Source organism: Bradyrhizobium sp. USDA 4504 (genome assembly GCF_054063995.1).
The window spans coordinates 1647207-1670869 of sequence record NZ_JBSSGV010000001.1 but is presented as its reverse complement, the minus strand read 5'-3'; the positions used below and the strand labels follow the sequence as shown (position 1 = coordinate 1670869).

The window sequence follows — 23663 nt, the reverse complement described above, 5'->3', positions numbered from 1 at the left end:
TCTGCCGCGAGACAAGGACCCTGGCCGCTCATCCTGTCAGCGAAGCTGACGCGAAAGCAGGCAGACTAATGTGTCACCCGCGACGGGTCACAGGCGCAGCGCTCCACGGACCACCTATCTCCGGTAGCTGCACCGCCGATTTCCCGTATCAAGGCATGTCCGGCCGGTCACCTCGCGTACATCAACCGGAAGGTTGAGAGCTGCAACGAGATTGCTCGTTAAGCTGCGCCCCGGTCGGGAGATGCCGCAACTCCCGATCGAGGAGGTCCCATCAGCGCAGGCTAGGCAGATCGAGCCGGTTGGCGCGCGCGCATTCGACCGCCGTGTCATAGCCGGCGTCGGCGTGGCGCATCACGCCTGTCGCCGGGTCGTTCCATAGCACACGCTCGAGCCGGCGCGCGGCCTCCGGCGTGCCGTCAGCGACGATCACCATGCCGGCGTGCTGCGAATAGCCGATGCCGACGCCGCCGCCGTGATGCAGCGACACCCAGGTGGCGCCGCTCGCGCAGTTGAGCAGTGCATTGAGCAGCGGCCAGTCGGACACCGCGTCGGAGCCGTCGCGCATCGCCTCGGTCTCGCGGTTCGGGCTCGCCACCGAGCCGCTGTCGAGATGATCGCGGCCGATCACGATCGGCGCCTTGAGCTCGCCGCGCGCCACCATCTCGTTGAAGGCAAGGCCAAGCCGATGGCGGTCGCCGAGCCCGACCCAGCAAATTCGCGCAGGCAGTCCCTGAAACTTGATGCGCGCCTTGGCCATGTCGAGCCAGTTGTGCAGGTGGCTGTCGTTGGGCATCAGCTCCTTGACCTTGGCATCGGTCTTGAAGATGTCCTCGGGATCGCCCGACAGCGCCGCCCAGCGGAACGGCCCGACGCCGCGGCAGAACAGCGGACGGATATAGGCCGGAACGAAGCCTGGAAAATCGAACGCCTGCTTCAGGCCCATGTCCTTGGCCATCTGGCGGATGTTGTTGCCGTAATCGAGCGTCGGGATTCCCTGCGCGTGAAAATCCAGCATGGCCTGGACGTGATCGACCATCGAGGTCTTGGCTGCCGTCTCAACGGCCTTCGGGTCGCCCGCGCGTTTGGTTTCCCAATCGGCGAGTGTCCATCCCTTCGGCAAATAACCGTTGATCGGATCATGCGCGCTGGTCTGGTCGGTGACGATGTCCGGGCGCACGCCGCGGTGCACCAGTTCGGGAAAGATCTCGGCCGCATTGCCGAGCAGGCCGACCGACACCGGCTTCTGGCTCTTGACCGCCTCAGCAATGATCGCGAGCGCGTCATCGAGCGTCGCCGCCTGGCGGTCGAGGTAGCCCGTCCGCAGCCGCATCTCGATGCGGCTCGGCTGGCATTCGACCGCGAGCATCGAGGCGCCGGCCATCGTCGCGGCCAGCGGCTGGGCACCGCCCATGCCGCCGAGGCCCGCCGTCAGGATCCATTTGCCGGCGAGACTGCCGCCATAATGCCGGCGGCCGACCTCGACGAACGTCTCATAGGTCCCCTGCACGATGCCCTGGCTGCCGATATAGATCCATGAGCCTGCCGTCATCTGGCCGAACATCATCAGGCCCTGCCGGTCGAGCTCGTTGAAATGATCGAGCGTTGCCCAATGCGGCACCAGGTTGGAATTCGCGATCAGTACGCGCGGCGCGTCGGCATGGGTCCGGAAAATGCCGACCGGCTTGCCGGACTGCACCAGCAGGGTCTGGTCGCCTTCGAGCTTGCGCAAGGACGCGGCAATCCGATCAAAGCTCTCCCAGTCGCGCGCCGCACGGCCGATGCCGCCATAAACCACGAGCTCGCTCGGGCGCTCGGCGACATCAGGGTCCAGATTGTTCATCAGCATGCGCAGCGGTGCTTCCGTCAGCCAGCTCTTGGCGCTGATGTCGGTGCCGCGGGGAGCACGGATGATGCGTTCGTTATCCAGTCGGCGGTTCATGACGGATGTTCCTGCTAAGCAAGTCTTCTAAGTCAGTCTTGGAAATGGATCGGTCGGAAGCACCGCGATCGCAGCGGCGGGCAGCGCGTCGGCTTCGATCAGAGCGGCCGCCCTGGCGAGATCGTCAGCCATGTAGCGGTCGGCGGCGAGCGCCGGAACCTGCTCTCGGAGCGCGGCAATGACCGCAGCGAGCGGCGCGCTCGTTGAATGCGGCGCGCGCAGCGTGATGCCCTGCGCCGCGACCAGCAGCTCGATGCCGAGGATGGCGGCGAGATTGTCGGCCATGTCGGACAGCCGGCGCGCAGCATGCGCGGCCATCGAGACGTGATCCTCCTGATTGGCGCTGGTCGGCGTGGAATCGATCGAGCACGGCAAGGCGCGCTGCTTGTTCTCGGCATAAAGCGCCGCCGCCGTCACCTCGGCGATCATGAAGCCGGAATTGATGCCGGGTTCGGGCGTCAGGAACGGCGGCAGGCCGAAGTTCAGGGCGGGATCGACGAGGGTCGCGATCCGGCGCTCGCTGGTCGCGCCGATTTCCGCGAGCGCCAGCGCGATCTGGTCGGCGGCGAACGCCACCGGCTCGGCGTGGAAATTGCCGCCTGACACGATTTCGCCGGTCTCGACCAGGACGAGTGGATTGTCGGTGACGGCATTGGCCTCAACGGTCAGCCCGCGGGCGGCTTGCGCGAGCAGGTCGAGCACAGCACCCGCGACCTGCGGCTGGCAGCGCAGGCAATAGGGATCCTGCACGCGCTCGTCGCCTTCGAGATGCGATTGCCTGATGTCGCTGCCGTCAAGCAGCGCGGTCAGGGCGGCGGCCGCAGCGATCTGCCCGTCATGGCCACGCAAAGATTGAATCTCGGGACGAAACGGCACCGTCGACGCCATCGCCGCATCGACCGACAGCGCACCGGTCACCAGCGCGGCGCACGCCAGGCGATGCGCACGCAGCAGCCCGGAGATGGCGTAGGCGGAGGAAAACTGCGTGCCGTTGATCAGCGCGAGCCCCTCCTTCGGGCCGAGCGTCAACGGCGCGAGGCCGGCAACCGCAAGCGCTTCGCGGCCCGGCACGACTTTGCCATCAAGGATTGCCTGTCCCTCCCCGATCATGACCGCGGTCATGTGAGCGAGCGGCGCGAGATCGCCGGAGGCACCGACCGAGCCCTGCTGCGGCACCAGCGGATAAACGCCGCGCGCCAGCATGCCCTGCAACTGCTCGATCACCTCGCGGCGCACGCCGGATGCGCCGCGACCGAGCGAAATCACTTTCAACGCCATCATCAAACGCACGATCGGCTCGGGCGTGTTCGGACCGACTCCACAGCAGTGCGACAAGATGAGGTTACGCTGAAGCAGCGCGGTTTGATCGGGCGCAATGCGCGTCGATGCCAGCTTCCCGAAACCGGTATTGATGCCGTAGACGGGAACGTCGATATGCGCCGCCTTCGCCACGATCTCCGCGGCCGCCTCGACGCCCGGCCAGCACGATAGATCGAGCATGATGGGCGCGCCCGCGAGCACGCGCACCAGGACGTCGAGGCCGACGGTTCCGGGCGTCACGACGACAGGCGCATCCCGATCGCTCATTGCCCCCTCCACACCCGGCTGTGCAGCGGGTTGAAGCCGATGCGGTAGACCAGTTCGGCCGGACGCTCGATGTCCCAGATCGCCAGATCGCACCACTTGCCGGCCTCTAACGTACCGGTCTCGGCGAGCATGCCGAGCGCGCGCGCCCCTTCCCGCGTCACCCCTGTGAGGCATTCGGCGACCGTCATCCGGAACAGCGTTGCGCCCATGTTCATCGCCAGCAGGAGCGAGGTGAGCGGCGAGCTGCCAGGATTGCAATCGGTCGCCAGCGCCATGTTCACACCGTGGCTACGGAACAGCTCGACCGGCGGCTTGTGCGTTTCACGAATGAAATAGAACGCGCCGGGCAGCAGGACCGCGACGGTGCCGGCCTTCGCCATCGCCACCGCGCCGGCTTCGTCGGTGTGCTCGAGATGATCGGCCGAGAGCGCCGAGAATTTCGCGGCCAGCGCCGCGCCGCCGAGATTGGACAACTGATCCGCATGCAGCTTGACCGGCAGTCCGAGCGCACGCGCCGCCTCGAACACCCGTGCCGTCTGCTCTCCGGAAAACGCGATCCCCTCCATGAAGCCGTCGACGGCATCGGCGAGGCCGGCCTTGGCCACGGCCGGCAGCATCTCGTTGCAGACCAGATCGATGTAACCGTCCTTGTCGCCATTGGCCTCCAGCGGCAGCGCATGCGCTCCGAGGAAAGAGGTGCGGATCGCGACCTGCCGCAGGCGGGCGAGGCTGCGTGCCGCCGCAAGCTGTCGCATCTCGGTCTCGGCATTGAGGCCATAGCCGGACTTGATCTCGACCGTGGTTGCGCCCTCGCCGATCAGCGCGTCGAGCCGCGGCAGCGCGCCGGCGACGAGCTCCGCCTCGGTCGCCTTGCGCGTCGCCGCAACGGTCGAGACGATGCCGCCGCCGGCGCGCGCGATCTCCTCATAGCTCGCGCCTTTCAGGCGCAGCTCGAACTCGTGCGCGCGATTGCCGCCGAAGACGAGATGGGTGTGGCAATCGACGAGCCCGGGCGTGATCCAGCGGCCGGCGCAATCGATCCGTTCAACGGCGTCTGCATCCACGGGAAAATCCGACTGCACGCCGGCATAGACGATGCGGCCGTCGCGCGCCGCGATCAGGCCCCGCTCGATCTCGCCGAGATCAGTGCGGTCGCTGCGCATCGTGGCGAGCCGGGCGTTGTGCCAGATACGGTCGAAGCGCTCTGCCATGCGATCGTCCCCTCGAGGTGGGATGCTTGACTTATATGTCTAGACATATAATCGTGTCCGGGTTCTGTCCAGCCGGCGTGGAAAAATGACACGACTGCATTTCGCATTCGCGCTGCTGCCTTCGGGCTGGGCCAATGACGTGCAGGTCGTCGTTGTCGATGGCGCGATCGCCTCGGTGACGGCGGGCGTTGCGCCTGGCGCCGGCGACGAACGTCACCAAATGGCGGTTCCGGGATTGGCGAGCCTGCACAGCCACGCCTTTCAGCGCGGCATGGCCGGCCTTGCCGAACTGCGCGGCGACACGACCGATACGTTCTGGACCTGGCGTGAGACGATGTATCGCTTCGCGCTGACCATGACGCCGGACGACGTCACAGCCGTCGCGACCCTGCTCTATGTCGAGATGCTCGAGCGCGGCTTTACCCGTGTCGGCGAGTTTCACTATCTGCATCATGATCGAGACGGCGCGCCCTACGCCAATCTCGCCGAGATGGCCGTACGCATCGCAGAGGCCGCCGACGCCTCCGGCGTCGGGCTCACACTGCTGCCAAGTTTCTATGCTCACAGCACGTTTGGCGGCGCCGCACCGCATGCCGGGCAACGTCGCTTCATCTGCTCGGTAGATCAGTTCGCGGCGCTGATGGCCGCCTCGCGCGAGGCAATCCGAAAACTTCCCGGCGCCAACATCGGCATCGCTCCGCATAGCCTGCGCGCCGTGGCGCCGGATGAGCTGGCGGCGATCATCCCGCTTGCCGGGGCGGACCCGATCCACATCCACGCCGCCGAACAGGTGCGCGAGGTGGAGGATTGCCTTGCCTGGTCAGGACAGCGGCCGGTGCAATGGCTGCTCGAACATGCGCCCGTCGATCAGCGCTGGTGCCTCATTCACGCGACCCACATGACGGAGCAGGAAGTCAATGCACTCGCCGGCAGCGGCGCGGTTGCCGGCCTTTGCCCCGTCACCGAAGCAAGTCTCGGCGACGGCATCTTTTCGGCGCGCGAATTCCTCGCCGCGGGCGGCCGGTTCGGCATCGGCACCGATTCCAATGTGCTGGTCGGCGTCGCCGACGAGCTGCGCCAGCTCGAATACGGTCAGCGGCTGAAACACCGCGAGCGCAATGTACTCTCGGGGCGTCCCGGCACATCCACCGGCCGCGCCCTGTTCGACCAGGCGCTCGCTGGCGGCGCGCAGGCTCTGGCACGGACCAAGGCCGGGCTTGCGCCCGGCGCGCGCGCCGACATCGTCAGCCTCGACACCGCGCATCCGTCCCTCGCGGGACGGTCGGGCGATGCGGTTCTCGACGGCTGGCTGTTTGCAACCGGCAGCGACGCGATCGATTGCGTCTGGGCCGCCGGCGACAAGGTGGTGGCGGGCGGACGGCATCGGCTGCGCGACAAGGCGCGCGAGCAGTTCAATGCAAGCGTGCGGAGGCTCGTCGCATGAGCCTCGCCTCCGACCAGGCCAAGCCCGGCGCGGCGAACAAGCCGACACTCTACAAGCGCATCCGGCTCGACATCGAGACGCGGATCCTGACCGGCGAATGGCCGCCCGGGCATCGCATCCCGTTCGAGCACCAGCTGATGGCGCGCTATCGCTGCTCGCGCATGACGGTGAACAAGGCGTTGTCGGAACTGGCGCAGGCCGACCTGATCGAGCGGCGGCGCCGTGCCGGCACCTTCGTGCGCCGTCCGCAGCATCTGTCGGCGGTGCTCAAGATCGCCGACATCCGCGCCGAGATCACCGCGCTCGGCCGCAGCTACGGCTATCAGCTGATCGAATGCCGGCGCCGTACCGCGACATCGGCCGATCGCGCCCGGCTCGGCGTCAGCACGGCCGGCAAGATAGTCGCGATCGCCTGCCGGCACAGCGCCGACAATGTGCCGTTCGCCGTCGAGGACAGGCTGATCGATCTCTCCACGGTCCCGGAAGCTGCAACCGCGGACTTCGCCCGCGAACCGCCGGGGTCATGGCTGCTGCACCATGTGCCGTGGACCGAAGCCGAACATACGATCAGCGCCGTCATCGCCGACGACCGCACGGCAAAGGCGCTCGACATCGCGGTCGGGGCGCCCTGCCTCGTGATCGACCGCTACACCTGGCGCAGCGCGCGCACGGTGACGGCGGTGCGGCTGCATTATCCAGGCGAGACGCATCGCCTGGTGGCTCGCTTCAAGGGAGGCTGAGGACAGCTTGCGCGGCATATTTCATGCAATGCATCATGGGCCATCGTCCGCCGACATGCTTCATGCGGCAATCCGCCGCGACTGAAGAGATCAGTGACGTGAAGACATCAACTGGGTTCAATCCATCGTTCAAGGGGTCGACAATCATGCGTTCCTTCAAGCTATTGCCCGCAATCGCAGTGTTGCTCGCGTCCACGGGCGCGTTCGCGGATGACGTCAAGGTCGGCGTCGGCATCTCCGGATGGACCGGCTTCGCGCCGCTGACGCTCGCCAAGGAGGCCGGCATCTTCAAGAAGAACGGCCTCGACGTGACCCTGAAGAAGATTCCGCAGAAGGACCGCCATCTCGCGATCGCCTCGGGCGACATCCAGTGCGCGGCCACCACGGTCGAGACCTGGATCTCCTGGAACGCCAATGGCGTCGCGACCAAGCAAATCTTCCAACTCGACAAGAGCTATGGCGCCGACGGCATGGCCGTGCGCAACGACATCGCCGCGATCAAGGACCTCAAGGGCAAGACCGTCGCGGCGTCGGCGCCCGGCACCTCTCCGTATTTCGCGCTGGCCTGGATGCTGAAGAAGAACGGCCTCACGGTGAAAGACGTCACCGTGGTGAATCTGGAGCCGGCCGCCGCAGCGCAGGCCTTCGTCTCCGGCCAGAACGATGCCGCGATGACCTACGAGCCTTATCTGTCGACGGTGCGCGCCGCTCCCGACAAGGGCAAGATCATCGCGACCACGCTCGACTACCCGATCGTGATGGATACGTTCGGCTGCACGCCGAAATTCCTGACCGACAATCCGAAGGCGGCGCAGGCGCTTGCCAACAGCTATTTCGAGGCGCTCGACATGATCGCCAAGGACCAGGCCAAGTCCTACGAGATCATGGGCGCTGACGTGAAGCAGACCGGCGAGCAGTTCGGCAACTCGGCAAAGTACCTGCGCTGGCAGGACAAGGCCGCCAACCAGAAATTCTTCGCCGGCGACTTCCTGACCTTCAATAAGGACGCTGCCGAGCTCCTGCTCGAGGTCGGCATCATCAAGGCCGCGCCGAAGGTCGAAGACATCTACGACGCAAGCTTCATCAAGTAACGCAGCAACCATTTGGACCGGTCCCACCTCGCGACACAGCGGGCGGGACCGGCGCATAAGCTACCTCCGGATCATTTGATGCGTCCTCTCGAGCCCACGACATCGAAGCAGCGCGTGGCCTATGGCCTCGCCTTCTTCGTGCTGTTCGTCGCCCTCTGGTCCTGGGCAACGTTCGGCGGCCATGTGTCGAGGACCTTCCTCGCCAACCCGCTGACCATGGTGCAGGAGGGCTATGAGCTGCTCGCAAAGCAGGGCTTTCTGTTCGACATCGGGATGACGATCTGGCGCGTGATCGGCGGGTTTGTGCTTGCTGCCGTCATCGCGGTGCCGCTCGGCGTTCTGATGGGCGCTTACAAGCCGATCGAGGCCTTTCTCGAGCCCTTTGTGTCCTTTGCGCGCTATCTGCCGGCATCCGCCTTCATCCCGCTGCTGATCCTGTGGGCGGGCATCGGTGAGTTGCAGAAGCTGCTTGTGATCTTCATCGGCGCAGTATTTCAGATCATCCTGATGGTCGCCGTCACCGTCGGTGCCACACGGCGCGACCTGGTGGAGGCCGCCTACACGCTCGGCGCCCGCGACCGCGGCATCATCCGCCGCGTGCTGCTGCCCTCCGCCGCGCCCGAGATTGCCGAAATCCTTCGGCTGGTGCTGGGCTGGGCCTGGACCTACGTCATCGTGGCCGAATTGATCGGCTCATCATCCGGCATCGGACACATGATCACCGACAGCCAGGCGCTGCTCAACACGGGCCAGATCATCTTCGGCATCATCGTGATCGGGCTGATCGGCCTGATCTCCGATTTCCTGTTCAAGGCCTTCAACTCCTGGCTGTTCCCGTGGAAGCTCGCATGACCGCGCTCAGGATCGATCAGGTCTCGCGAACCTTCCCCGCCCGCGCCGGCAACGCGCCGACGAGAGCGCTCGAGCCGACCACGCTCGACGTCGGCAACAACGACTTCGTCACCATCCTCGGCCCCTCCGGATGCGGAAAGTCCACTTTGCTCCGGATCATCGCCGGGCTCGACCGGCCGACCAGCGGACGGGTCACGCTCGACGGGCGCGAAATCACCGGCCCCGGCGCCGATCGCGGCATGGTGTTTCAGTCCTACACATTGTTTCCGTGGCTGACGGTGCGGGAGAATATCGCCTTCGGCCTGCGCGAGCGCGGCGTGTCGCAAGCGGAGCGCCATGAGATCGCCGATGCGTTCATTCGCCGGGTCGGGCTATCGGGCTTCGAAAATCACTGGCCCAAGCAGCTGTCGGGCGGCATGCAGCAGCGCACCGCGATTGCCCGTGCGCTGGCCAACGATCCGAAGATCCTGCTGCTCGACGAGCCGTTCGGCGCGCTGGACAACCAGACGCGCGCACTGATGCAGGAGATGCTGCTGGGGATCTGGGAGCGCGACCAGAAAACGGTGCTGTTCGTCACCCACGACATCGAGGAAGCGATCTTCCTCGGCAGCCGCGTCATCGTCATGAGCGCGCGTCCGGGCCGCATCAAGGCCGAGATCGCAGTCGACCTGCCGCATCCCCGGTCCTACAAGATCAAGACCACGCCCGAATTCGTCGCCCTGAAGGAACGGCTGGTCGAGGAAATCCGCACCGAAGCCCTGAAGGTCGCCGAACAGGCCTGATGATCAGCCACGCTTCTAGAGCCCTTCCCGTTCCGAGTGAATCGGGACGGGCTCCAGACTCTTGTTTTGACGCGTTTTCTTAACGCGAACCGGTATCCACTTCGCTCGAAAACGCTCTAATGGCTGATCATCCAGGGCCGCGCGGTCGGAAAGCCCTTAGCGCCGCTCTTGGTTTTGGTCATCAGCCGTGCCGGCTTCTTCCTTCCCGTCGAGCAGCAGCCGCAGCCCGGGCCGTGCGCCGCCTTGTATTGATCGAGCGTCTTCGGCGCGTGGCGGCTCTGCTCGTTGGTGGCGTGGGCCTTGCGCTTGTCGGAGGGCATGCAGAAGAACGCCGGCGCGGTCAGGATCACGCGCGGCGATGTCGTCTCGCATTGCGGGCAGTCCTGCGGCAGGTCGCATTCCGCCATCGGCCGCATGTCGGTGAACGGGCCGCAGTCGTTGCAGAGATATTCGTAGATCGGCATTTCGTTCATCCTTGCGCAATCGTGCGTGACATCCGGCGATGGATGCGGGGCGGCCAATACGCAGCCGTCCCGCACCCTTCGCGCAGGGATCACCAAAAGGATCACTTGTCCGGCGAGATTGGCATCTGCACGTCGCCCGTGATGTGCTTGATCGGTCCCGCCGACGACGGCATGACGTCGAAGTCGAAGATCTCCGTCGGCAGCCACAACGTGGCGCAGGCATTCGGCACGTCGACGACGCCGGAGATGTGACCCTGGCACGGCGCGGTGCCGAGGATCGAATAGGCCTGGGCGCCGGAGTAGCCGAACTTCTTCAGATACTCGATCGCGTTCAGGCAGGCCTGGCGATAGGCGATGTGGACGTCGAGATAATGCTGCTTGCCGGCCTCGTCGACCGAGATGCCCTCGAAAATCAGGTAATCCTTGTAGTTCGGCGTGATCGGCGACGGCTTGAACACGGGGTTCTTGATGCCGTATTTCGAGACGCCGTCCTTGATGACGTCGACCTTGATGTGCAGCCAGCCGGCCATTTCGATCGCGCCGCAGAAGGTGATCTCGCCGTCGCCCTGGCTGAAATGCAGATCGCCCATCGAGAGGCCGCCGCCCGGCACATAGACCGGGAAGTAGATCTTCGAGCCGCGCGACAGATCCTTGATGTCGCAATTGCCGCCGTGCTCGCGCGGCGGCACGGTGCGGGCGCCCTCGAGGCCGATCTTGGCCTTGACGTCACCCTTGGCCTGGCCGGCATGCGCGGTCGGCGCGAACGGCGGATTGGCAAGGCCCGGCACCCGGGTCGGGTTGGTCGCGATCAGCTCGGCCTCGCGCTTGTTCCAGGCCGCCAGCATCTTGGCATCGGGCAGACAGCCGATCAGGCCGGGATGGATCAGGCCGGCGAAGTTGACGCCGGGCACGTGGCGCGACGAGGTGTAGAGGCCCTTGATGTCCCAGATCGACTTCTGCGCCAGCGGGAAATGGTCGGTAAGGAAGCCGCCGCCATTCTGCTTGGAGAAGAAGCCGTTGAAGCCCCACAGGCTCTCCTTCAAGGGACCGACGTCGAGCAGGTCGACGACGAGGAGGTCGCCAGGCTCGGCGCCCTTGACGCCGATCGGGCCGGACAGGAAGTGCACGATCGACAGATCGATATCGCGCACGTCGTCGGCGGAATCGTTGTTCTTGATGAAACCGCCGGTCCAATCGACGGTCTCGATGATGAAGTCGTCGCCGGGGCTGACCCACTCGACGATCGGAACCTCCGGATGCCAGCGGTTGTGGATCTTGTCGTTTTCGTAGGCCGACTTGCTGAGATCGACCTTGATCAGTGTATCTGGCATCGCATTGCTCCCCTTGGGTTACTGATAGTTAGACGGACAGGTACTTGGAAATCTGCGCGGCATCGACGCTGGCGCGCGGATCGTCGCGGACGATCTCGCCATTCTCGATGACGAGCACCCGGTCGGCGATGTCGAGCGCGAAGCTCAGGACCTGTTCGGAGACCACAATCGACAGCCCGCGCTCGTCGCGGATCCGCTTCAGGGTGCGCGCCATGTCCTTGATGATCGACGGCTGGATGCCTTCGGTCGGCTCGTCCAGCAGCAGCACCTTCGGCTTGGTCGCCAGAGCGCGGGCGATCGCGAGCTGCTGCTGCTGTCCACCCGAGAGATTGCCGCCGCGGCGGCCCTTCATCTCGAGCAGCACCGGAAACAGCTCATAGATGTCGCCCGGTACCTCGGAGCCGCCTGACACCACGAGCCCGGTCTCGATGTTCTCCTTCACCGTCATCGTGGAGAAGATCATGCGACCCTGCGGCACATAGGCGAGCCCCTTCGCGACCCGCTCGTAGCTCTTCATCGCGCCGAGCTCGGTGCCGTCCATGGTCACCTTGCCGCTCTTGGCCGGCAGGATGCCCATCAGCGACTTCATCAGCGTGGTCTTGCCCATGCCGTTGCGGCCCATGATCGCGACGATCTCGTTGGGCGCGACCGAGACGTTGAGGCCGTGCAGCACCTCGCTCTGGCCATAGGCGACGTGAAGATCATTGATTGCCAGCATCGTCCCGGTTCCTCAGTGGCCCAAATACACTTCGATGACTTTCGGATCGTTCTTGACGTGCTCCATCGTTCCCTCGGACAGGATCTGTCCCTGGTGCAGCACCGTGACCTTGTGCGCGATGTCCTCGACGAACTTCATGTCGTGCTCGATCACCAGCACCGAACGGTCCTTGATGATGCGGTTGAGCAGCTCGGCCGTCTTGGCGCGCTCGGACACGCTCATGCCAGCGACCGGCTCGTCGAGCATCAAGAGGTCCGGATCCTGGATCAGCAGCATGCCGATCTCGAGCCACTGCTTCTGGCCATGGCTCAACTGGTCGGCATAGGTGTTGAGCTTGTCCTTCAGGAAGATCATCTCGGCGACCTCCTCGACCCGCTGCCTGACGGTATCGTCGCGCTGGAAGGTCAACGAGCCGAACACGGTCCGGCCGCGCGGGAAGGAAATCTCGAGGTTCTCGAACACGGTGAGATCCTCGAACACCGACGGCGTCTGGAACTTGCGTCCCACCCCGGCCTGCACGATCTCGTTCTCGCGCAACCTGGTCAGCTCCTGGCCACGGAACTGGATCGAGCCTGACGTCGCCCTGGTCTTGCCGCAGATCAGGTCGAGCACCGTGGTCTTGCCGGCGCCGTTCGGGCCGATGATGACGCGGATCTCGTTCTCCTCAACATAGAAGGAGAGATCGTTCACGGCCTTGAAGCCATCGAACGACACAGTGAGACCGGAGACCGCGAGCAGGAAGTCCTTGGGCTGATGGCCGACGAGCATGATGATCCCTCCTCACTCGGCCGGTGCGCCGTCGGCGATCAGGCCGGCCGCCGATTTCGATTTGCGTGATGCCAGCAGGCGATCGATGCGCGGCTGGACGTGGTCCGCCCAGATGCCGGAGAGCCCGTTCGGGAAGGCGAGCACGACCGCGATGAACAGCGCGCCGAGGCCGAACAGCCAGAGCTGCGGGAAGGACTCCGAGAGGCTGGTCTTGGCGAAATTGACCAGGAGCGCGCCCCAGACTGCGCCGAAGATCGACATCCGGCCGCCGACCGCGGTGTAGATCACCATCTCGATCGACGGCACGATGCCGACGAAGGACGGCGACATGAAGCCGACCTCGAGCGTGAACATGGCGCCGCCGATCGCAGCGAACACCGCCGCGGCGCAGAACGCGAAGATCTTGAAGTTGGCGACGCTGTAACCGGAGAAGCGCACGCGATCCTCCTGCTCCCGCATTGCTACCAGGATGCGCCCGAGTTTTGTCAGGCGGATGAACTGCGCGACGCAGATGCAGCCGAACAGCAGCACAACCTCGACGAAATACAGAATGAACTTGGCGTGATCGGTGCGGATGTCCCAGCCGTGCAGCGTGCGTAAGTCGGTAATGCCGTTGATGCCACCGGTGTAGCCTTGCTGCCCGACAATCAGAATAGTGAGGATCGCGGCGATCGCTTGCGTGATGATGGCAAAGTACACGCCGCCGACCCGACGCTTGAACATCGCGGCACCGATGATCAGCGCGAAGACCGCGGGAACCAGCAAGATCGCAAGCAGCGTGACCGGGAAGCTGTGGAACGGCTTCCAGAAGAAAGGCAGCGAGGTGAGCTGGTTCCAGTCCATGAAGTCGGGGATGCCCGGCGTCGACTGGATCTTGGTGTTCGCGACCGACGACGCCTCGAGCTTGAGGTACATCGCCATGCAGTAGCCGCCGAGGCCGAAGAACACGCCCTGCCCCAGGCTCAGGATGCCGCCATAGCCCCAGCACAGCACGAGGCCGATCCCGACGAAGGCGTAGGTCAAATATTTGGCGACGAGGTTGAGGCGGAAGATATCCAGCGACAGCGGCAGGATGACAAACAACAGCACCGCGAGCGCAAGGAAGCCGAGCAGTTCGGAGCGATTGAAAAAGCGCGAGTTGATGATCATGACCAGCCTGCTTGTTCTTATTTGCGGACCTTGAGCGCGAAGAGCCCCTGCGGACGCACCATCAGGATCGCGACGATCGTCAGCAGCGTGATCACCTTGGCCATCGATCCCGACAGGAAGAATTCCAGCGTCGATTGGGTCTGCGAGATCGAGAAGGCGGAGGCGATGGTGCCGAACAGCGAAGCCGCACCGCCGAACACGACGACCAGGAAGGTGTCGACGATGTAGAGCTGGCCGGCGGTCGGTCCGGTCGAGCCGATCATGGTGAAGGCCGAGCCGGCGATCCCGGCGATGCCACAGCCGAGGCCAAAGGTGTAACGATCGACCTTCTCGGTGTTGATGCCGACGGCGCCCGCCATCACGCGGTTCTGCACCACGGCGCGTACCTGCTTGCCCCAGCTTGACCAGAACAGCACATAGGCGACCGCGATCGTGATCAGGATGGTCAGCGCCATCACGAACATGCCGTTGATCGGTATCTGGATGGAGTCGGTCGCTTGCCAGGAGCCCATCATCCATTCCGGCAGTTCGACGCCGACCTCGCGCGCGCCGAAGACCGAACGATAGGCCTGTTGCAGGATCAGGCTGAGGCCCCAGGTCGCCAGCAGCGTGTCGAGCGGACGCTTGTAGAGATGGCGTATCAGCGCCCACTCGACCAGCATGCCGAGCGCGCCTGACGCAGTGAACGCGAGGATCATTGCGATGAAGAAGTAACCGGGGAACAGCCAGGGCGCGACGTGCTGCACGGCGTTCGACGTCATCCAGGTGACGTACGCCCCCAGGATCATGAACTCGCCATGGGCCATGTTGATGACGCCCATCTGGCCGAAGATGATGGCAAGCCCCAGCGCCATCAGCACATAGACGGAGAACAGGATGAGCCCGGCAAATCCCTGCATCGCAAGGATGGCGCCGAGATCGCTGATCGAATAGTCGCCGAACATCTGGTCCTCCGTCATTCCAAGGGGCACGCGCCGCCGGTCAAGCGACGCTCGTTCCGTAGCGTGGACGATGACGTCCACGCCACGATGCGTTGTGGAGCTTCGTAGCCCGGGTGAGCGGGGGCGATACCCGGGACGGTCCCGCATATCGCCCCGCTCATGCGGGCTACTGGCTCACTGGTAGCCCTTGGGGAACGGATCCGGCTCGACGAGATCGGCGGTCTCGTAGATCAGCTCATACTGGCCATCGGCCTTGGCGCGTCCGACGCGGGTCTTCGACCAGAGGTGATGGTTCTCGTGGATCCGGACGTAGCCTTCGGGCGCGCCCTTGAACTCGACGCCAGGGGAAGCCGCCGCGATCTTGTCGATGTCGAAGCTCTGCGCCTTCTCCACCGTCAATTTCCACAGCCACGGGCCGAGATAGGCGGCCTGCGTGACGTCGCCGATCACGGTCTTCTCACCCCACATCTTCTTGAAGGCGGGCACGAAGGCCTTGTTGTTCGGGTTGTCGAGCGACTGGAAGTACTTCATGCAGGCATAGGCGCCGGCGATGTTCTCGCCGCCGATACCGTCGATCTCGTCCTCGGTGACCGAGATCGTGAGCAGCGTCTGCTTGGACAGGTCGATGCCGGCCGCCTTGAGCTGCTTGTAGAATGCGACGTTGGAGCCGCCGACAATGATCGCGTAGATCACGTCCGGCTTGGTCAGCTTGATCTTGTTGATGACCGAGTTGAACTGGGTCGAGCCGAGCGGGAAGTATTCCTCGCCGACCACCTTGCAGCCCTGCAGATGGTTCTCGATGTGCTTGCGCGCGATCTTGTTCGAGGTGCGCGGCCAGATGTAGTCCGAGCCGAGCAGGTAGAAGCTCTTGGCGCCCTTGGTCTTGTTGACCCAGTCGAGTCCGGCGATGATCTGCTGGGTCGCCTCCTGCCCGGTGTAGATCACGTTCTTGGACTGCTCGAGGCCTTCATAGAAGGTCGGGTAGTACAGCATGCCGTTGTACTGCTCGAACACCGGCAGCACCGCCTTGCGCGAGGCCGAGGTCCAGCAGCCCATCACGGCCGCGCATTTGTCGTTGACCAGCAGCTTCTTGGCCTTTTCCGCGAAGGTCGGCCAGTCGCTGGCGCCGTCCTCCTGGATGAACTTGATCTTGCGGCCGAGCACGCCGCCGGCGGCATTGATCTGCTCGATCGCGAGCTTCTCGGCCTCGACCGACCCGGTCTCGGAGATCGCCATGGTGCCGGTGACGGAATGCAGGATGCCGACCGTGACTTCGCTATCGGTGACTGCAAGACCCGTGGTATTGACCGCAGAGGTTGCAGGAACGTCGGCAAATGCCGGACGGCCCAGCATCGAAACGGCCGGCAATGCCGCCATTCCCATCAAGAGCTTGCGTCGGAGCGGAGACTTCAGGCCTGGTTTTGGTTCGTCTGACATGAGCACCCCATCTGGTTCGAGAACGCTTATTGATCAGGCGAGGATTGCTCACTTTTGTGCAGCGCACTGATACGTGAGATCGCGTATACTGCACCGCAAAATAGCGACGTAGGTTTTTGGTACGGGATTTGCCCGCGATCAGCGCATTGTGGACCAGGAGTTCAAACGAGTGGCAGGGCGGCAGCGGATAGACCGCGTCAGGCGCCAGTACAATCAATGGGTCGCCAACCAGACGCTGGAAGACTACGCGCTGCGCTTCACCGCCAAGAGCGCGCGGCGCTGGTCCGCCGCCCGCGTCGCCAACACCGCGCTCGGCGCGATCTCCTTCCTCGCGCTGGAGGCGATCGGCGGCACCATCACCCTGAATTACGGCGCGATGAACGCCTCCGCCGCGATCCTGGTCGTCAGCGTCATCATCTTCCTCTGCGGGCTGCCGATCGCCTACCATGCCGCGAAAAGCGGCATCGACATCGACCTGCTGACCCGCGGCGCCGGCTTCGGCTATATTGGCTCGACCATCACCTCGCTGATCTACGCCTCCTTCACCTTCATCTTCTTCGCGATCGAGGCGGTGATCCTGGCCAGCGCGCTCGACATGTGCTTCGGCATCCCGCGACCGATCGGCTATTTGATCAGCGCAGTCGTGATCATTCCGCTGGTCATCTACGGCATCACGCTGATCAGCCGCTTCCAGCTCTGGACCCAGCCGCTGTGGATCATCCTCCACATCATGCCGTTCGCGGCGATCGCCTGGGCCAATCCGCATTCCTTCACCGAGTGGCGCAAATTCGCCGGCGATCACGGCGATCCCGCAGGGACTCTCGACCTGCTGCTGTTCGGCACCGCCGCCTCCGTCGTGTTCGCGCTGGTGGCGCAGATCGGCGAGCAGGTCGACTTCCTGCGCTTTCTGCCGCGCGACCGCCGCACCTCGCGCAAGGCCTGGTGGATCGCGCTGCTGAGCGCCGGTCCCGGCTGGATCGTGCTCGGCGCGCTCAAGCTGCTGGCCGGTTCGTTCCTGGCCTTCTTCGCGCTCAGCCACGGCGTCTCGGCCGAGCACGCGGCCGAGCCGGCCAACATGTATCTCGAAGCCTTCCGCTACGTGCTGTCGCAGCCGGATCTGGCAATGGCGCTGACCGGGACATTTGTGATCCTGTCGCAGGTCAAGATCAACGTCACCAACGCCTATGCCGGCTCGATCGCCTGGTCGAACTTCTTCTCCCGCCTCACCCACTCGCATCCGGGCCGCGTGGTGTGGCTGGTGTTCAATGTCGTCGTCGCGCTGCTGCTGATGGAGATCGGTGTCTACAAGGCGCTGGAGCAGACGCTCGCGCTCTACTCCAACGTCGCGATCGCCTGGGTCGGCGCGCTGGTGGCCGATCTCGTCGTCAACAAGCCGCTCGGCCTGCGGCCGCAGCACATCGAGTTCAAGCGCGCCCATCTCTGCGATATCAATCCGGTCGGCGTCGGCGCGATGACGATCGCCACCGTGGTCTCGATCAGCGCGTTCTACGGCCTGTTCGGCCCGACCGCGAAGGCGCTGTCGGCCTTCGTCGCGCTTGCGGTCGCGTTCGTCACGGCTCCCCTGATCGCCTGGGCCACCGACGGCAAGTACTACATCGCCCGCAAGCCGAAGCGGAGCTGGCAGAACATCGAGTCGATCCAGTGCTGCATCTGCGAGCATGCGTTCGAGCCCGAGGACATGGCTTCCTGCCCGGCCTATGCCGGCCCGATCTGCTCACTGTGCTGCTCGCTCGACGCACGCTGCCATGACCTCTGCAAGCCGCATGGCCGGATCGGCGCACAGGTCTCGGACGCGCTGGGCAAGGTGATGCCGCAGCCGATCTACGCCCGCATCAATTCACAGCTCGGGCATTACCTCGGCGTGTTCGCCGTCTCAGCCGGCCTCGTGGCGCTGGTGCTCGGCCTGATCTACCTGCAGACCACGGCGGCCGTGCATGCCAATGAATTGCTGGCCGACGTGCTCTGGAAGGTGTTCTTTGCGCTGACCCTCATCATCGGCGTGGTCGCCTGGCTGTTCGTGCTGGCGCAACAAAGCCGGCGTGCCGCGGAAGCGGAAACGCGCCGGCAGACCACGCTGCTGATCCAGGAGATCGACGCCCACAAGCGCACCGATGCCGAACTGCAGCGCGCCAAGGAAGTCGCCGAGTCAGCCAATCTCGCCAAGAGCCGGTACGTCGTGGGCCTCAGCCACGAGCTGCGCTCGCCGCTGAATGCGATCTCCGGCTACGCGCAATTGCTGGAGCAGGACGATAGCCTGCAGGTGCGGCCGCGCGAGCAAGTGCGCGTCGTCCGCCGCAGCGCCGATCATCTGTCTGGGCTGATCGACGGCATCCTCGATATCTCCAAGATCGAGGCCGGCCGGCTCTACCTGTCGCGCGACGAAGTGCGGCTGAACGATTTCCTCGAGCAGCTGGTCGGCATGTTCCGCCTGCAAGCCGCAGCAAAAGGCATCGACTTCGTGTTCAAACGGCCTGCCGTGCTGCCCGTCGTGGTCTATGCCGACGAGAAGCGGCTGCGTCAGATCCTGATCAACCTGCTGTCGAACGCGATCAAGTTCACGCAATCCGGCCAGGTCCAGTTCGTGGTGCATTACCGCAGCCCGGTCGCAGAGTTCGAGGTGATCGATACCGGGCCGGGCATCCAGCCCGACGACCTCGAGCGGATCTTCGCGCCGTTCGAGCGCGGTGCGCTCGGCGTCACCCAGCCGCAGACCGGCACCGGGCTTGGCCTGACCATCAGCCGCCTGCTCGCGGGCGTGATGGGCGGCGACATCAAGGTCCTGAGCACGGTCGGCACCGGCAGCACCTTCCGCGTCAAGCTGCTGCTGTCGGAGGTCACCAATCCGCGGCGCGATGCACCGGTCGATGCTCCCGTGTACGGCTATCACGGTCCGCGCAAGACCATCCTGATCACCGACGACGACCCGACCCACCGCGACCTGTTGCGCGAGATCCTGACGCCGCTCGGCTTCATCCTGCTCAGCGCGCCGGACGGACCGGGCTGCCTTGCCCTCGCACAGCATTGCCGGCCGGACTTATTTCTGCTCGACATCTCGATGGCGGGCATGGACGGCTGGACGGTCGCCGAGACCCTGCGCTCCGAAGGCCATCACCAGGCGCGGATCCTGATGATCTCGGCCAGCGCGCTGGAGGCTCATGGCGCGCCGCTGGCGCAGCCATTCCATGACGGCTACCTGATGAAGCCGATCGACATCCCGCGGCTGCTCGAGACCATCCGCCAGTTGCTCAAGATCGAGTGGCAGTATGAGGCCGAGCCGGCCCCGCCTCCGCAATGGAAGCCCGAGAGCGGTTCGCGGCCGCCGGTGAAATATGTCGAAGAGCTGATCAGCCTCGGCCAGCTCGGCTATGTCAGGGCGATCCAGCTCAAGCTCGACGAGATCGGCAATGAGTGTCCCGAACATGCCGATTTCGTCGGCCAGATGCGCACGCTGATCGACCGGTTCGATCTCGATGAATATATGGCGACGTTGAAGACATTGCACAGCTATGACCATTGAACAGAAGAAGCGCGACGTCGCGCTCGTCGTCGACGACTCACCCGAGACGTTGCGTCTCTTGACCGATGCGCTCGACGGCGCTGGCATGACCGTGATGGTCGCGCTCGACGGCGCCTCGGCGATGCGCATCGTCGAACAGATCACGCCCGATATCGTGTTGCTCGATGCCGTGATGCCCGGCATGGACGGTTTCGAGACCTGCCGGCGGCTGAAGCGCGACGCAGGGCTCGACGGCGTGCCGATCATCTTCATGACGGGCCTCGCCGAGACCGAGCATATCGTGCGCGGGCTGGAGGCCGGCGGGGTCGACTATGTCACGAAGCCGATCGTGGTCGAGGAGATGCTCGCGCGCATCCGGGTCCATCTCGCCAATGCGCGGATGACGCAAAGCGCCCGCGCGGCGCTCGACGTCTCCGGCCGCTATCTGCTCGCCGTGAACAGCGCCGGCGCGCTGCTGTGGGCGACGCCGCAGGCACAGCGACTGCTGTCGGATACGCTCGCCGACGCCGCCGACAATTTCGCGCTGCCGGACCCGATGCCGCAATGGCTCGAGCAGGCGCAGAAGGGCGTCACGGGAAAGAAGACAGCGACCGTGGCGTCGTTCCCCGGCAACGAACAGCTTCGGCTGCAATATATGGGCAAGCTCGGGCCCAACGAATTCCTGCTGCGGCTCGCCAAGGACACCAGCGGCGACATGCCAGCCGAGTTCTCCAGCGAGCTCGGCCTGACCACCCGCGAGGGCGAGGTGCTGTCCTGGCTCTCCAAGGGCAAGACCAACCGCGACATCGCGCAGATCCTCGGCCTCAGCCCGCGTACCGTCGACAAGCACCTCGAGCAGATCTACGCCAAGCTCGGCGTCGAGAACCGCACCGCCGCCGCCGCGATCGCGGTCAATGCGAGGCATCGCAAGTCTTGATCAAGCGCACTCTGCGCCTCGGCATCGAAACGTACGCGAGGCACGGGGGACGCTACGCATCCACAGTCGGCGAACTGCCTTTCCGATCAGCTGGCACCGCAGATTCCAACGACACGTCGTGTTCCGGCGGCTACGTCTTTCGCCACTGCGCCGGCGTCACGCCCATGTGGCTCTTGAAGGCGCGCTGAAAGGCGGCCTCCGATTGATACCCGACCATCTCTGCCACGGCGCCGGTCGAAAGCGATGATCCCTTCAACTCGTTCGCCGCAAGTGTCATCCTGATATCGGTGAGCAGGTCGCTGGCCGATCGCCCGAGCTTGTCCTGGAACTGCCGCGCCAGCGTCGCGCGCGACATGTTGCAAAGCCGTGCGAGCTCCGGCAGCGACCACGCATGCGCGGGCTCCTTGAACATGGCGGCCACGGCCGGTGCGAGCCTGGGATCGCCGACCAGGGCGAGAAGTCCCCGTGACGTTGCATCGGTCTCGCTGGCAAGCCGCAGCACAAGCGCGAACATTGCCGTGGACAGCGCATTCAGCATGGCGTGGCCGCCCAGATGATCGTCGGCCGTTTCGCTGCGCATCAGCGACACGAGCCCGGCGAGCTGCGCAGCCGTTCCCTTTCCCGCACGCGTGCCGGCATGCACGACAAGACGCGGCGGAAGATAACCGCGCAACAGACGGTCGTGTGGCGGTGCAATCGCGAAGTGCCCGCACAACAGGTCAAGCCGTTCGTCCGATCCGAGGTTTTCGCTGATCGTGAAATTCTCCGCCGCCCGGTTGCGCGCCGGCAGCGGTGTCGCCCCGCTGCCATCGTGCATCACGTGTCGCGGGTTGCCGGGAAGCAGGAGGATGTCGCCGGCCTTCAGCAGCAACGGCCGTCCGCCCGCGGCGTCGTCCAGGATCGCCGAGCCGGCAAGCACCGCATGATAGGGGATCTCGCTGGTTACACCCGGGCCCTGCTCGATACGCCAGGGCACGCTGTAGCTGCAGCGCAGGTCGAGCCGCCCGCGCACCGGCATCATCTCGAACAGCCGGCTCAGCCAATCCATAGCCATTCCCCCCGAAGCAGTTCATGAGACGATGAAGCATATAAACGAGCAATATGAACATTCAATGTCTCAAATCTCGATCCTATTGTCACTCCGCAATCGTTCACCACCCCAAACAAGGAGTGCCACCATGTCTCGTCTCTCAACCCCCAATCTCGAAACCGATACCGGCCCGTCCGGCCAGATCTACGCCCAGATCAAGAAGGCGATCGGCGCCGTCCCGAACACCTACGCGGCGATTGCCGCCCACGGTCCGGCCGCGCTCAAATCGATCCTCGCGGCCGATGCCGTCCTGACTGGCGGCAGCCTGCCCCGGCGCGACCTGGAGATCGTCAAGCTCGTGATCAGCGCTGCCAGCGGCTGCGATTATTGTGTCGCCGCGCACTCGCATCTCGCCAGACTCGCCGGCGTGAATGCCGATGTGCTCAAGCAGATCCGCGACGGCGCGCCGACCGGTGACGCCAAGCGCGATGCGCTCGTGCATTTCGTGCGCAAGCTCGCGCAGTCGAGCGGCACCGTGAGCGACGAGGATTTCGCCGCGATCAAGTCCGCCGGCTACAGCGACGCGCAACTGGTCGAGATCAGCCTGGCGTTTGCGACCACGGTCTTCACCAACGTCTTCAACCGCATCAACGACACCGACATCGACTTCCCGGCAGTCGCGTGAAGCGACCGGGCGATGTCACGCGAAAAGGATCACGACCATGACCACGCTTGCCAACACCACACAAAATCCGCTTGTCCGCGCGCTTCATAGGTCCGGCCTGCTCGCGGAAGATCTCGACTATCACGTCGTCCGGGCCGCGATGGTGATCATGTTCCTGTTCTTCGGTTACCAGAAGTGGTTTCCGTACGAGTTCGAACGGCTGGTCCCGTTCATCAGCAACGGGCCGCTGATCTGGTGGCTGTACCCAGCGTTCGGCCACGCCGGCGCCAGCTACTTCCTTGGCGCCTCTGAGTGGACGTTCGGTTCGCTGCTGCTCGCGGGCTTCTGGGACAAGCGGCTAGGCGTGCTCGGCGCCCTCGGCTCGACCGGAACCTTCATCGCGACGGTCACCATCATTCCGTTCATGCCCGATGGCTGGGACGTTGCCGCCGGTGGCTTCCCCGCGATGACCGGTAACGTGCCCTTCCTGATGAAGGACGTCGTCCTGCTCGCCGTCTCGCTCTACCTGCTGCGACAGGACGTGGTTCGTCTGATCAGGCAATAGCTGATCGCGATTGATCGCCGGTGGGCCTCGGGCGTGCCGGCGATCGCGCGTGCTATTGAGCAGACGCAGCATTTCTCTCGAACACAACGACATGGCAGTCACTATTGCTGCACGGTCCAGCGGCCCATGCTCCTTAAGAGCCGAGCCATAACCCATTGCCGAACTTGCATAACGCGTTGAAAATCGGCTCCGCGCGATCGGCTGCGCTGTCGCCCGCTCGACGACGCACCGCCGCTTCCATGCACGAATGATCCGGTAGCTCTCCGGCCATGAACATAGTTCCGCCGCGCGGTCTGGGCTAAAAGGAGCGCCGGTGTTGTTCTGGGGTGAGTTGATGAAGAAGGACGACGTCACATGCCCGCGTTGCGGGGCTGGATTCCGACGCCTTGAGCTGGCATCCGGGTCAGGAAGTGAGGGCGAGTATCGCTGCCCGGTTTGCGAGACGACCCTCGAGCAGTTCGATGGCGACAAGCTTGTCGCTTACCGCCTGACCATC

Annotated in this window: 20 protein-coding genes; 9 read left to right on the top strand and 11 right to left on the bottom strand. The window is 64.6% G+C overall.

Annotation, left to right across the window (positions count from 1 at the left end):
- Positions 1 to 271: 271 nt before the first annotated feature.
- Genes hutU through hutI form a run of 3 tightly spaced genes read right to left on the bottom strand, consistent with a single transcriptional unit; the run spans position 272 to position 4737 of the window.
- On the bottom strand, positions 272 to 1939 hold the full coding sequence (hutU, locus tag ACVMB1_RS07220) for a urocanate hydratase (RefSeq protein WP_253587282.1): 1668 nt from the start codon (positions 1937 to 1939) through the stop codon (positions 272 to 274).
- Positions 1940 to 1966: 27 nt separating this feature from the next.
- A complete protein-coding gene (hutH, locus tag ACVMB1_RS07215) occupies positions 1967 to 3526 on the bottom strand; it encodes a histidine ammonia-lyase (RefSeq protein WP_456815926.1) in 1560 nt (519 codons plus the stop codon).
- Entirely contained in the window at positions 3523 to 4737 is a 1215-nt protein-coding gene (gene hutI / locus ACVMB1_RS07210; RefSeq protein WP_456848348.1) for an imidazolonepropionase, read from the bottom strand. The genes hutH and hutI overlap by 4 nt, the downstream gene beginning before the upstream one ends.
- An 85-nt stretch (positions 4738 to 4822) precedes the next feature.
- On the opposite strand from hutI, the gene ACVMB1_RS07205 reads away from it, so the two are divergent.
- The 5 genes from ACVMB1_RS07205 (at position 4823) to ACVMB1_RS07185 (ending at position 9646) form a co-directional block, all read left to right on the top strand.
- Positions 4823 to 6181, top strand: coding sequence for a formimidoylglutamate deiminase (locus ACVMB1_RS07205; RefSeq protein WP_456814222.1), 1359 nt, complete (start codon positions 4823 to 4825; stop codon positions 6179 to 6181).
- A complete protein-coding gene (hutC, locus tag ACVMB1_RS07200) occupies positions 6178 to 6921 on the top strand; it encodes a histidine utilization repressor (protein WP_456784449.1) in 744 nt (247 codons plus the stop codon). The genes ACVMB1_RS07205 and hutC overlap by 4 nt, the downstream gene beginning before the upstream one ends.
- Before the next feature lie 146 nt (positions 6922 to 7067).
- Positions 7068 to 8012, top strand: a complete 945-nt coding sequence (locus ACVMB1_RS07195) for an ABC transporter substrate-binding protein (RefSeq protein ID WP_057015912.1) — start codon at positions 7068 to 7070, stop codon at positions 8010 to 8012.
- A 78-nt stretch (positions 8013 to 8090) separates the two neighbouring features.
- Positions 8091 to 8864, top strand: a complete 774-nt coding sequence (locus ACVMB1_RS07190; RefSeq protein ID WP_456784448.1) for an ABC transporter permease — start codon at positions 8091 to 8093, stop codon at positions 8862 to 8864.
- Positions 8861 to 9646, top strand: coding sequence for an ABC transporter ATP-binding protein (locus ACVMB1_RS07185; protein WP_168857084.1), 786 nt, complete (start codon positions 8861 to 8863; stop codon positions 9644 to 9646). The genes ACVMB1_RS07190 and ACVMB1_RS07185 overlap by 4 nt, the downstream gene beginning before the upstream one ends.
- A gap of 116 nt (positions 9647 to 9762) precedes the next feature.
- On the opposite strand, the gene ACVMB1_RS07180 is transcribed toward ACVMB1_RS07185, so the two are convergent.
- From ACVMB1_RS07180 to urtA, 7 genes are all read right to left on the bottom strand, one after another.
- Positions 9763 to 10110 carry an FmdB family zinc ribbon protein gene (locus ACVMB1_RS07180; RefSeq protein ID WP_057015943.1) on the bottom strand — a complete coding sequence of 116 codons (348 nt, stop codon included), beginning with the start codon at positions 10108 to 10110 and terminating at the stop codon, positions 9763 to 9765.
- Positions 10111 to 10211: 101 nt separating this feature from the next.
- Entirely contained in the window at positions 10212 to 11441 is a 1230-nt protein-coding gene (gene fmdA / locus ACVMB1_RS07175; protein ID WP_057015910.1) for a formamidase, read from the bottom strand.
- Between the two features lie 28 nt (positions 11442 to 11469).
- A complete protein-coding gene (gene urtE, locus ACVMB1_RS07170; protein ID WP_050400072.1) occupies positions 11470 to 12159 on the bottom strand; it encodes an urea ABC transporter ATP-binding subunit UrtE in 690 nt (229 codons plus the stop codon).
- A 12-nt stretch (positions 12160 to 12171) separates the two neighbouring features.
- The gene (gene urtD / locus ACVMB1_RS07165) at positions 12172 to 12927 is read right to left on the bottom strand and encodes an urea ABC transporter ATP-binding protein UrtD (RefSeq protein ID WP_057015909.1); all 756 of its coding nucleotides are present in this window, start codon (positions 12925 to 12927) and stop codon (positions 12172 to 12174) included.
- 12 nt (positions 12928 to 12939) lie between these two features.
- On the bottom strand, positions 12940 to 14076 hold the full coding sequence (gene urtC, locus ACVMB1_RS07160; RefSeq protein WP_057015908.1) for an urea ABC transporter permease subunit UrtC: 1137 nt from the start codon (positions 14074 to 14076) through the stop codon (positions 12940 to 12942).
- A 17-nt stretch (positions 14077 to 14093) separates the two neighbouring features.
- Positions 14094 to 15020 (bottom strand): urea ABC transporter permease subunit UrtB, encoded by a 927-nt coding sequence (gene urtB, locus ACVMB1_RS07155; RefSeq protein ID WP_057015942.1) that lies wholly within the window; start codon positions 15018 to 15020, stop codon positions 14094 to 14096.
- Positions 15021 to 15191: 171 nt separating this feature from the next.
- Entirely contained in the window at positions 15192 to 16454 is a 1263-nt protein-coding gene (gene urtA, locus ACVMB1_RS07150) for an urea ABC transporter substrate-binding protein (RefSeq protein WP_092079983.1), read from the bottom strand.
- A gap of 169 nt (positions 16455 to 16623) precedes the next feature.
- Between urtA and ACVMB1_RS07145 the strand changes: the two genes are divergently transcribed.
- Together ACVMB1_RS07145 and ACVMB1_RS07140 are read left to right on the top strand one after the other, a co-directional pair.
- The gene (locus tag ACVMB1_RS07145; RefSeq protein WP_456814220.1) at positions 16624 to 19992 is read left to right on the top strand and encodes a hybrid sensor histidine kinase/response regulator; all 3369 of its coding nucleotides are present in this window, start codon (positions 16624 to 16626) and stop codon (positions 19990 to 19992) included.
- Positions 19982 to 20908, top strand: coding sequence for a response regulator (locus ACVMB1_RS07140; protein ID WP_456784445.1), 927 nt, complete (start codon positions 19982 to 19984; stop codon positions 20906 to 20908). The genes ACVMB1_RS07145 and ACVMB1_RS07140 overlap by 11 nt, the downstream gene beginning before the upstream one ends.
- Before the next feature lie 130 nt (positions 20909 to 21038).
- On the opposite strand, the gene ACVMB1_RS07135 is transcribed toward ACVMB1_RS07140, so the two are convergent.
- A complete protein-coding gene (locus ACVMB1_RS07135; RefSeq protein ID WP_456814219.1) occupies positions 21039 to 21956 on the bottom strand; it encodes an AraC family transcriptional regulator in 918 nt (305 codons plus the stop codon).
- A 130-nt stretch (positions 21957 to 22086) separates the two neighbouring features.
- Here ACVMB1_RS07135 and ACVMB1_RS07130 point away from each other — a divergent pair, with 130 nt between their 5' ends.
- Positions 22087 to 22623, top strand: a complete 537-nt coding sequence (locus tag ACVMB1_RS07130) for a carboxymuconolactone decarboxylase family protein (protein ID WP_310884976.1) — start codon at positions 22087 to 22089, stop codon at positions 22621 to 22623.
- 37 nt (positions 22624 to 22660) lie between these two features.
- A complete protein-coding gene (locus tag ACVMB1_RS07125; RefSeq protein WP_057015903.1) occupies positions 22661 to 23167 on the top strand; it encodes a YkgB family protein in 507 nt (168 codons plus the stop codon).
- Positions 23168 to 23663: the final 496 nt, after the last annotated feature.

Excerpts from the sequence above, each read along its gene's own strand:
- hutU (WP_253587282.1), bottom strand. The coding sequence starts at position 1,939 with ATGAACCGCCGACTGGATAACGAACGCATCATCCGTGCTCCCCGCGGC.
- hutH (WP_456815926.1), bottom strand. The coding sequence starts at position 3,526 with ATGAGCGATCGGGATGCGCCTGTCGTCGTGACGCCCGGAACCGTCGGC.
- hutI (WP_456848348.1), bottom strand. The coding sequence starts at position 4,737 with ATGGCAGAGCGCTTCGACCGTATCTGGCACAACGCCCGGCTCGCCACG.
- ACVMB1_RS07205 (WP_456814222.1), top strand. The coding sequence starts at position 4,823 with ATGACACGACTGCATTTCGCATTCGCGCTGCTGCCTTCGGGCTGGGCC.
- hutC (WP_456784449.1), top strand. The coding sequence starts at position 6,178 with ATGAGCCTCGCCTCCGACCAGGCCAAGCCCGGCGCGGCGAACAAGCCG.
- ACVMB1_RS07195 (WP_057015912.1), top strand. The coding sequence starts at position 7,068 with ATGCGTTCCTTCAAGCTATTGCCCGCAATCGCAGTGTTGCTCGCGTCC.
- ACVMB1_RS07190 (WP_456784448.1), top strand. The coding sequence starts at position 8,091 with ATGCGTCCTCTCGAGCCCACGACATCGAAGCAGCGCGTGGCCTATGGC.
- ACVMB1_RS07185 (WP_168857084.1), top strand. The coding sequence starts at position 8,861 with ATGACCGCGCTCAGGATCGATCAGGTCTCGCGAACCTTCCCCGCCCGC.
- ACVMB1_RS07180 (WP_057015943.1), bottom strand. The coding sequence starts at position 10,110 with ATGCCGATCTACGAATATCTCTGCAACGACTGCGGCCCGTTCACCGAC.
- fmdA (WP_057015910.1), bottom strand. The coding sequence starts at position 11,441 with ATGCCAGATACACTGATCAAGGTCGATCTCAGCAAGTCGGCCTACGAA.
- urtE (WP_050400072.1), bottom strand. The coding sequence starts at position 12,159 with ATGCTGGCAATCAATGATCTTCACGTCGCCTATGGCCAGAGCGAGGTG.
- urtD (WP_057015909.1), bottom strand. The coding sequence starts at position 12,927 with ATGCTCGTCGGCCATCAGCCCAAGGACTTCCTGCTCGCGGTCTCCGGT.
- urtC (WP_057015908.1), bottom strand. The coding sequence starts at position 14,076 with ATGATCATCAACTCGCGCTTTTTCAATCGCTCCGAACTGCTCGGCTTC.
- urtB (WP_057015942.1), bottom strand. The coding sequence starts at position 15,020 with ATGTTCGGCGACTATTCGATCAGCGATCTCGGCGCCATCCTTGCGATG.
- urtA (WP_092079983.1), bottom strand. The coding sequence starts at position 16,454 with ATGTCAGACGAACCAAAACCAGGCCTGAAGTCTCCGCTCCGACGCAAG.
- ACVMB1_RS07140 (WP_456784445.1), top strand. The coding sequence starts at position 19,982 with ATGACCATTGAACAGAAGAAGCGCGACGTCGCGCTCGTCGTCGACGAC.
- ACVMB1_RS07135 (WP_456814219.1), bottom strand. The coding sequence starts at position 21,956 with ATGGATTGGCTGAGCCGGCTGTTCGAGATGATGCCGGTGCGCGGGCGG.
- ACVMB1_RS07130 (WP_310884976.1), top strand. The coding sequence starts at position 22,087 with ATGTCTCGTCTCTCAACCCCCAATCTCGAAACCGATACCGGCCCGTCC.
- ACVMB1_RS07125 (WP_057015903.1), top strand. The coding sequence starts at position 22,661 with ATGACCACGCTTGCCAACACCACACAAAATCCGCTTGTCCGCGCGCTT.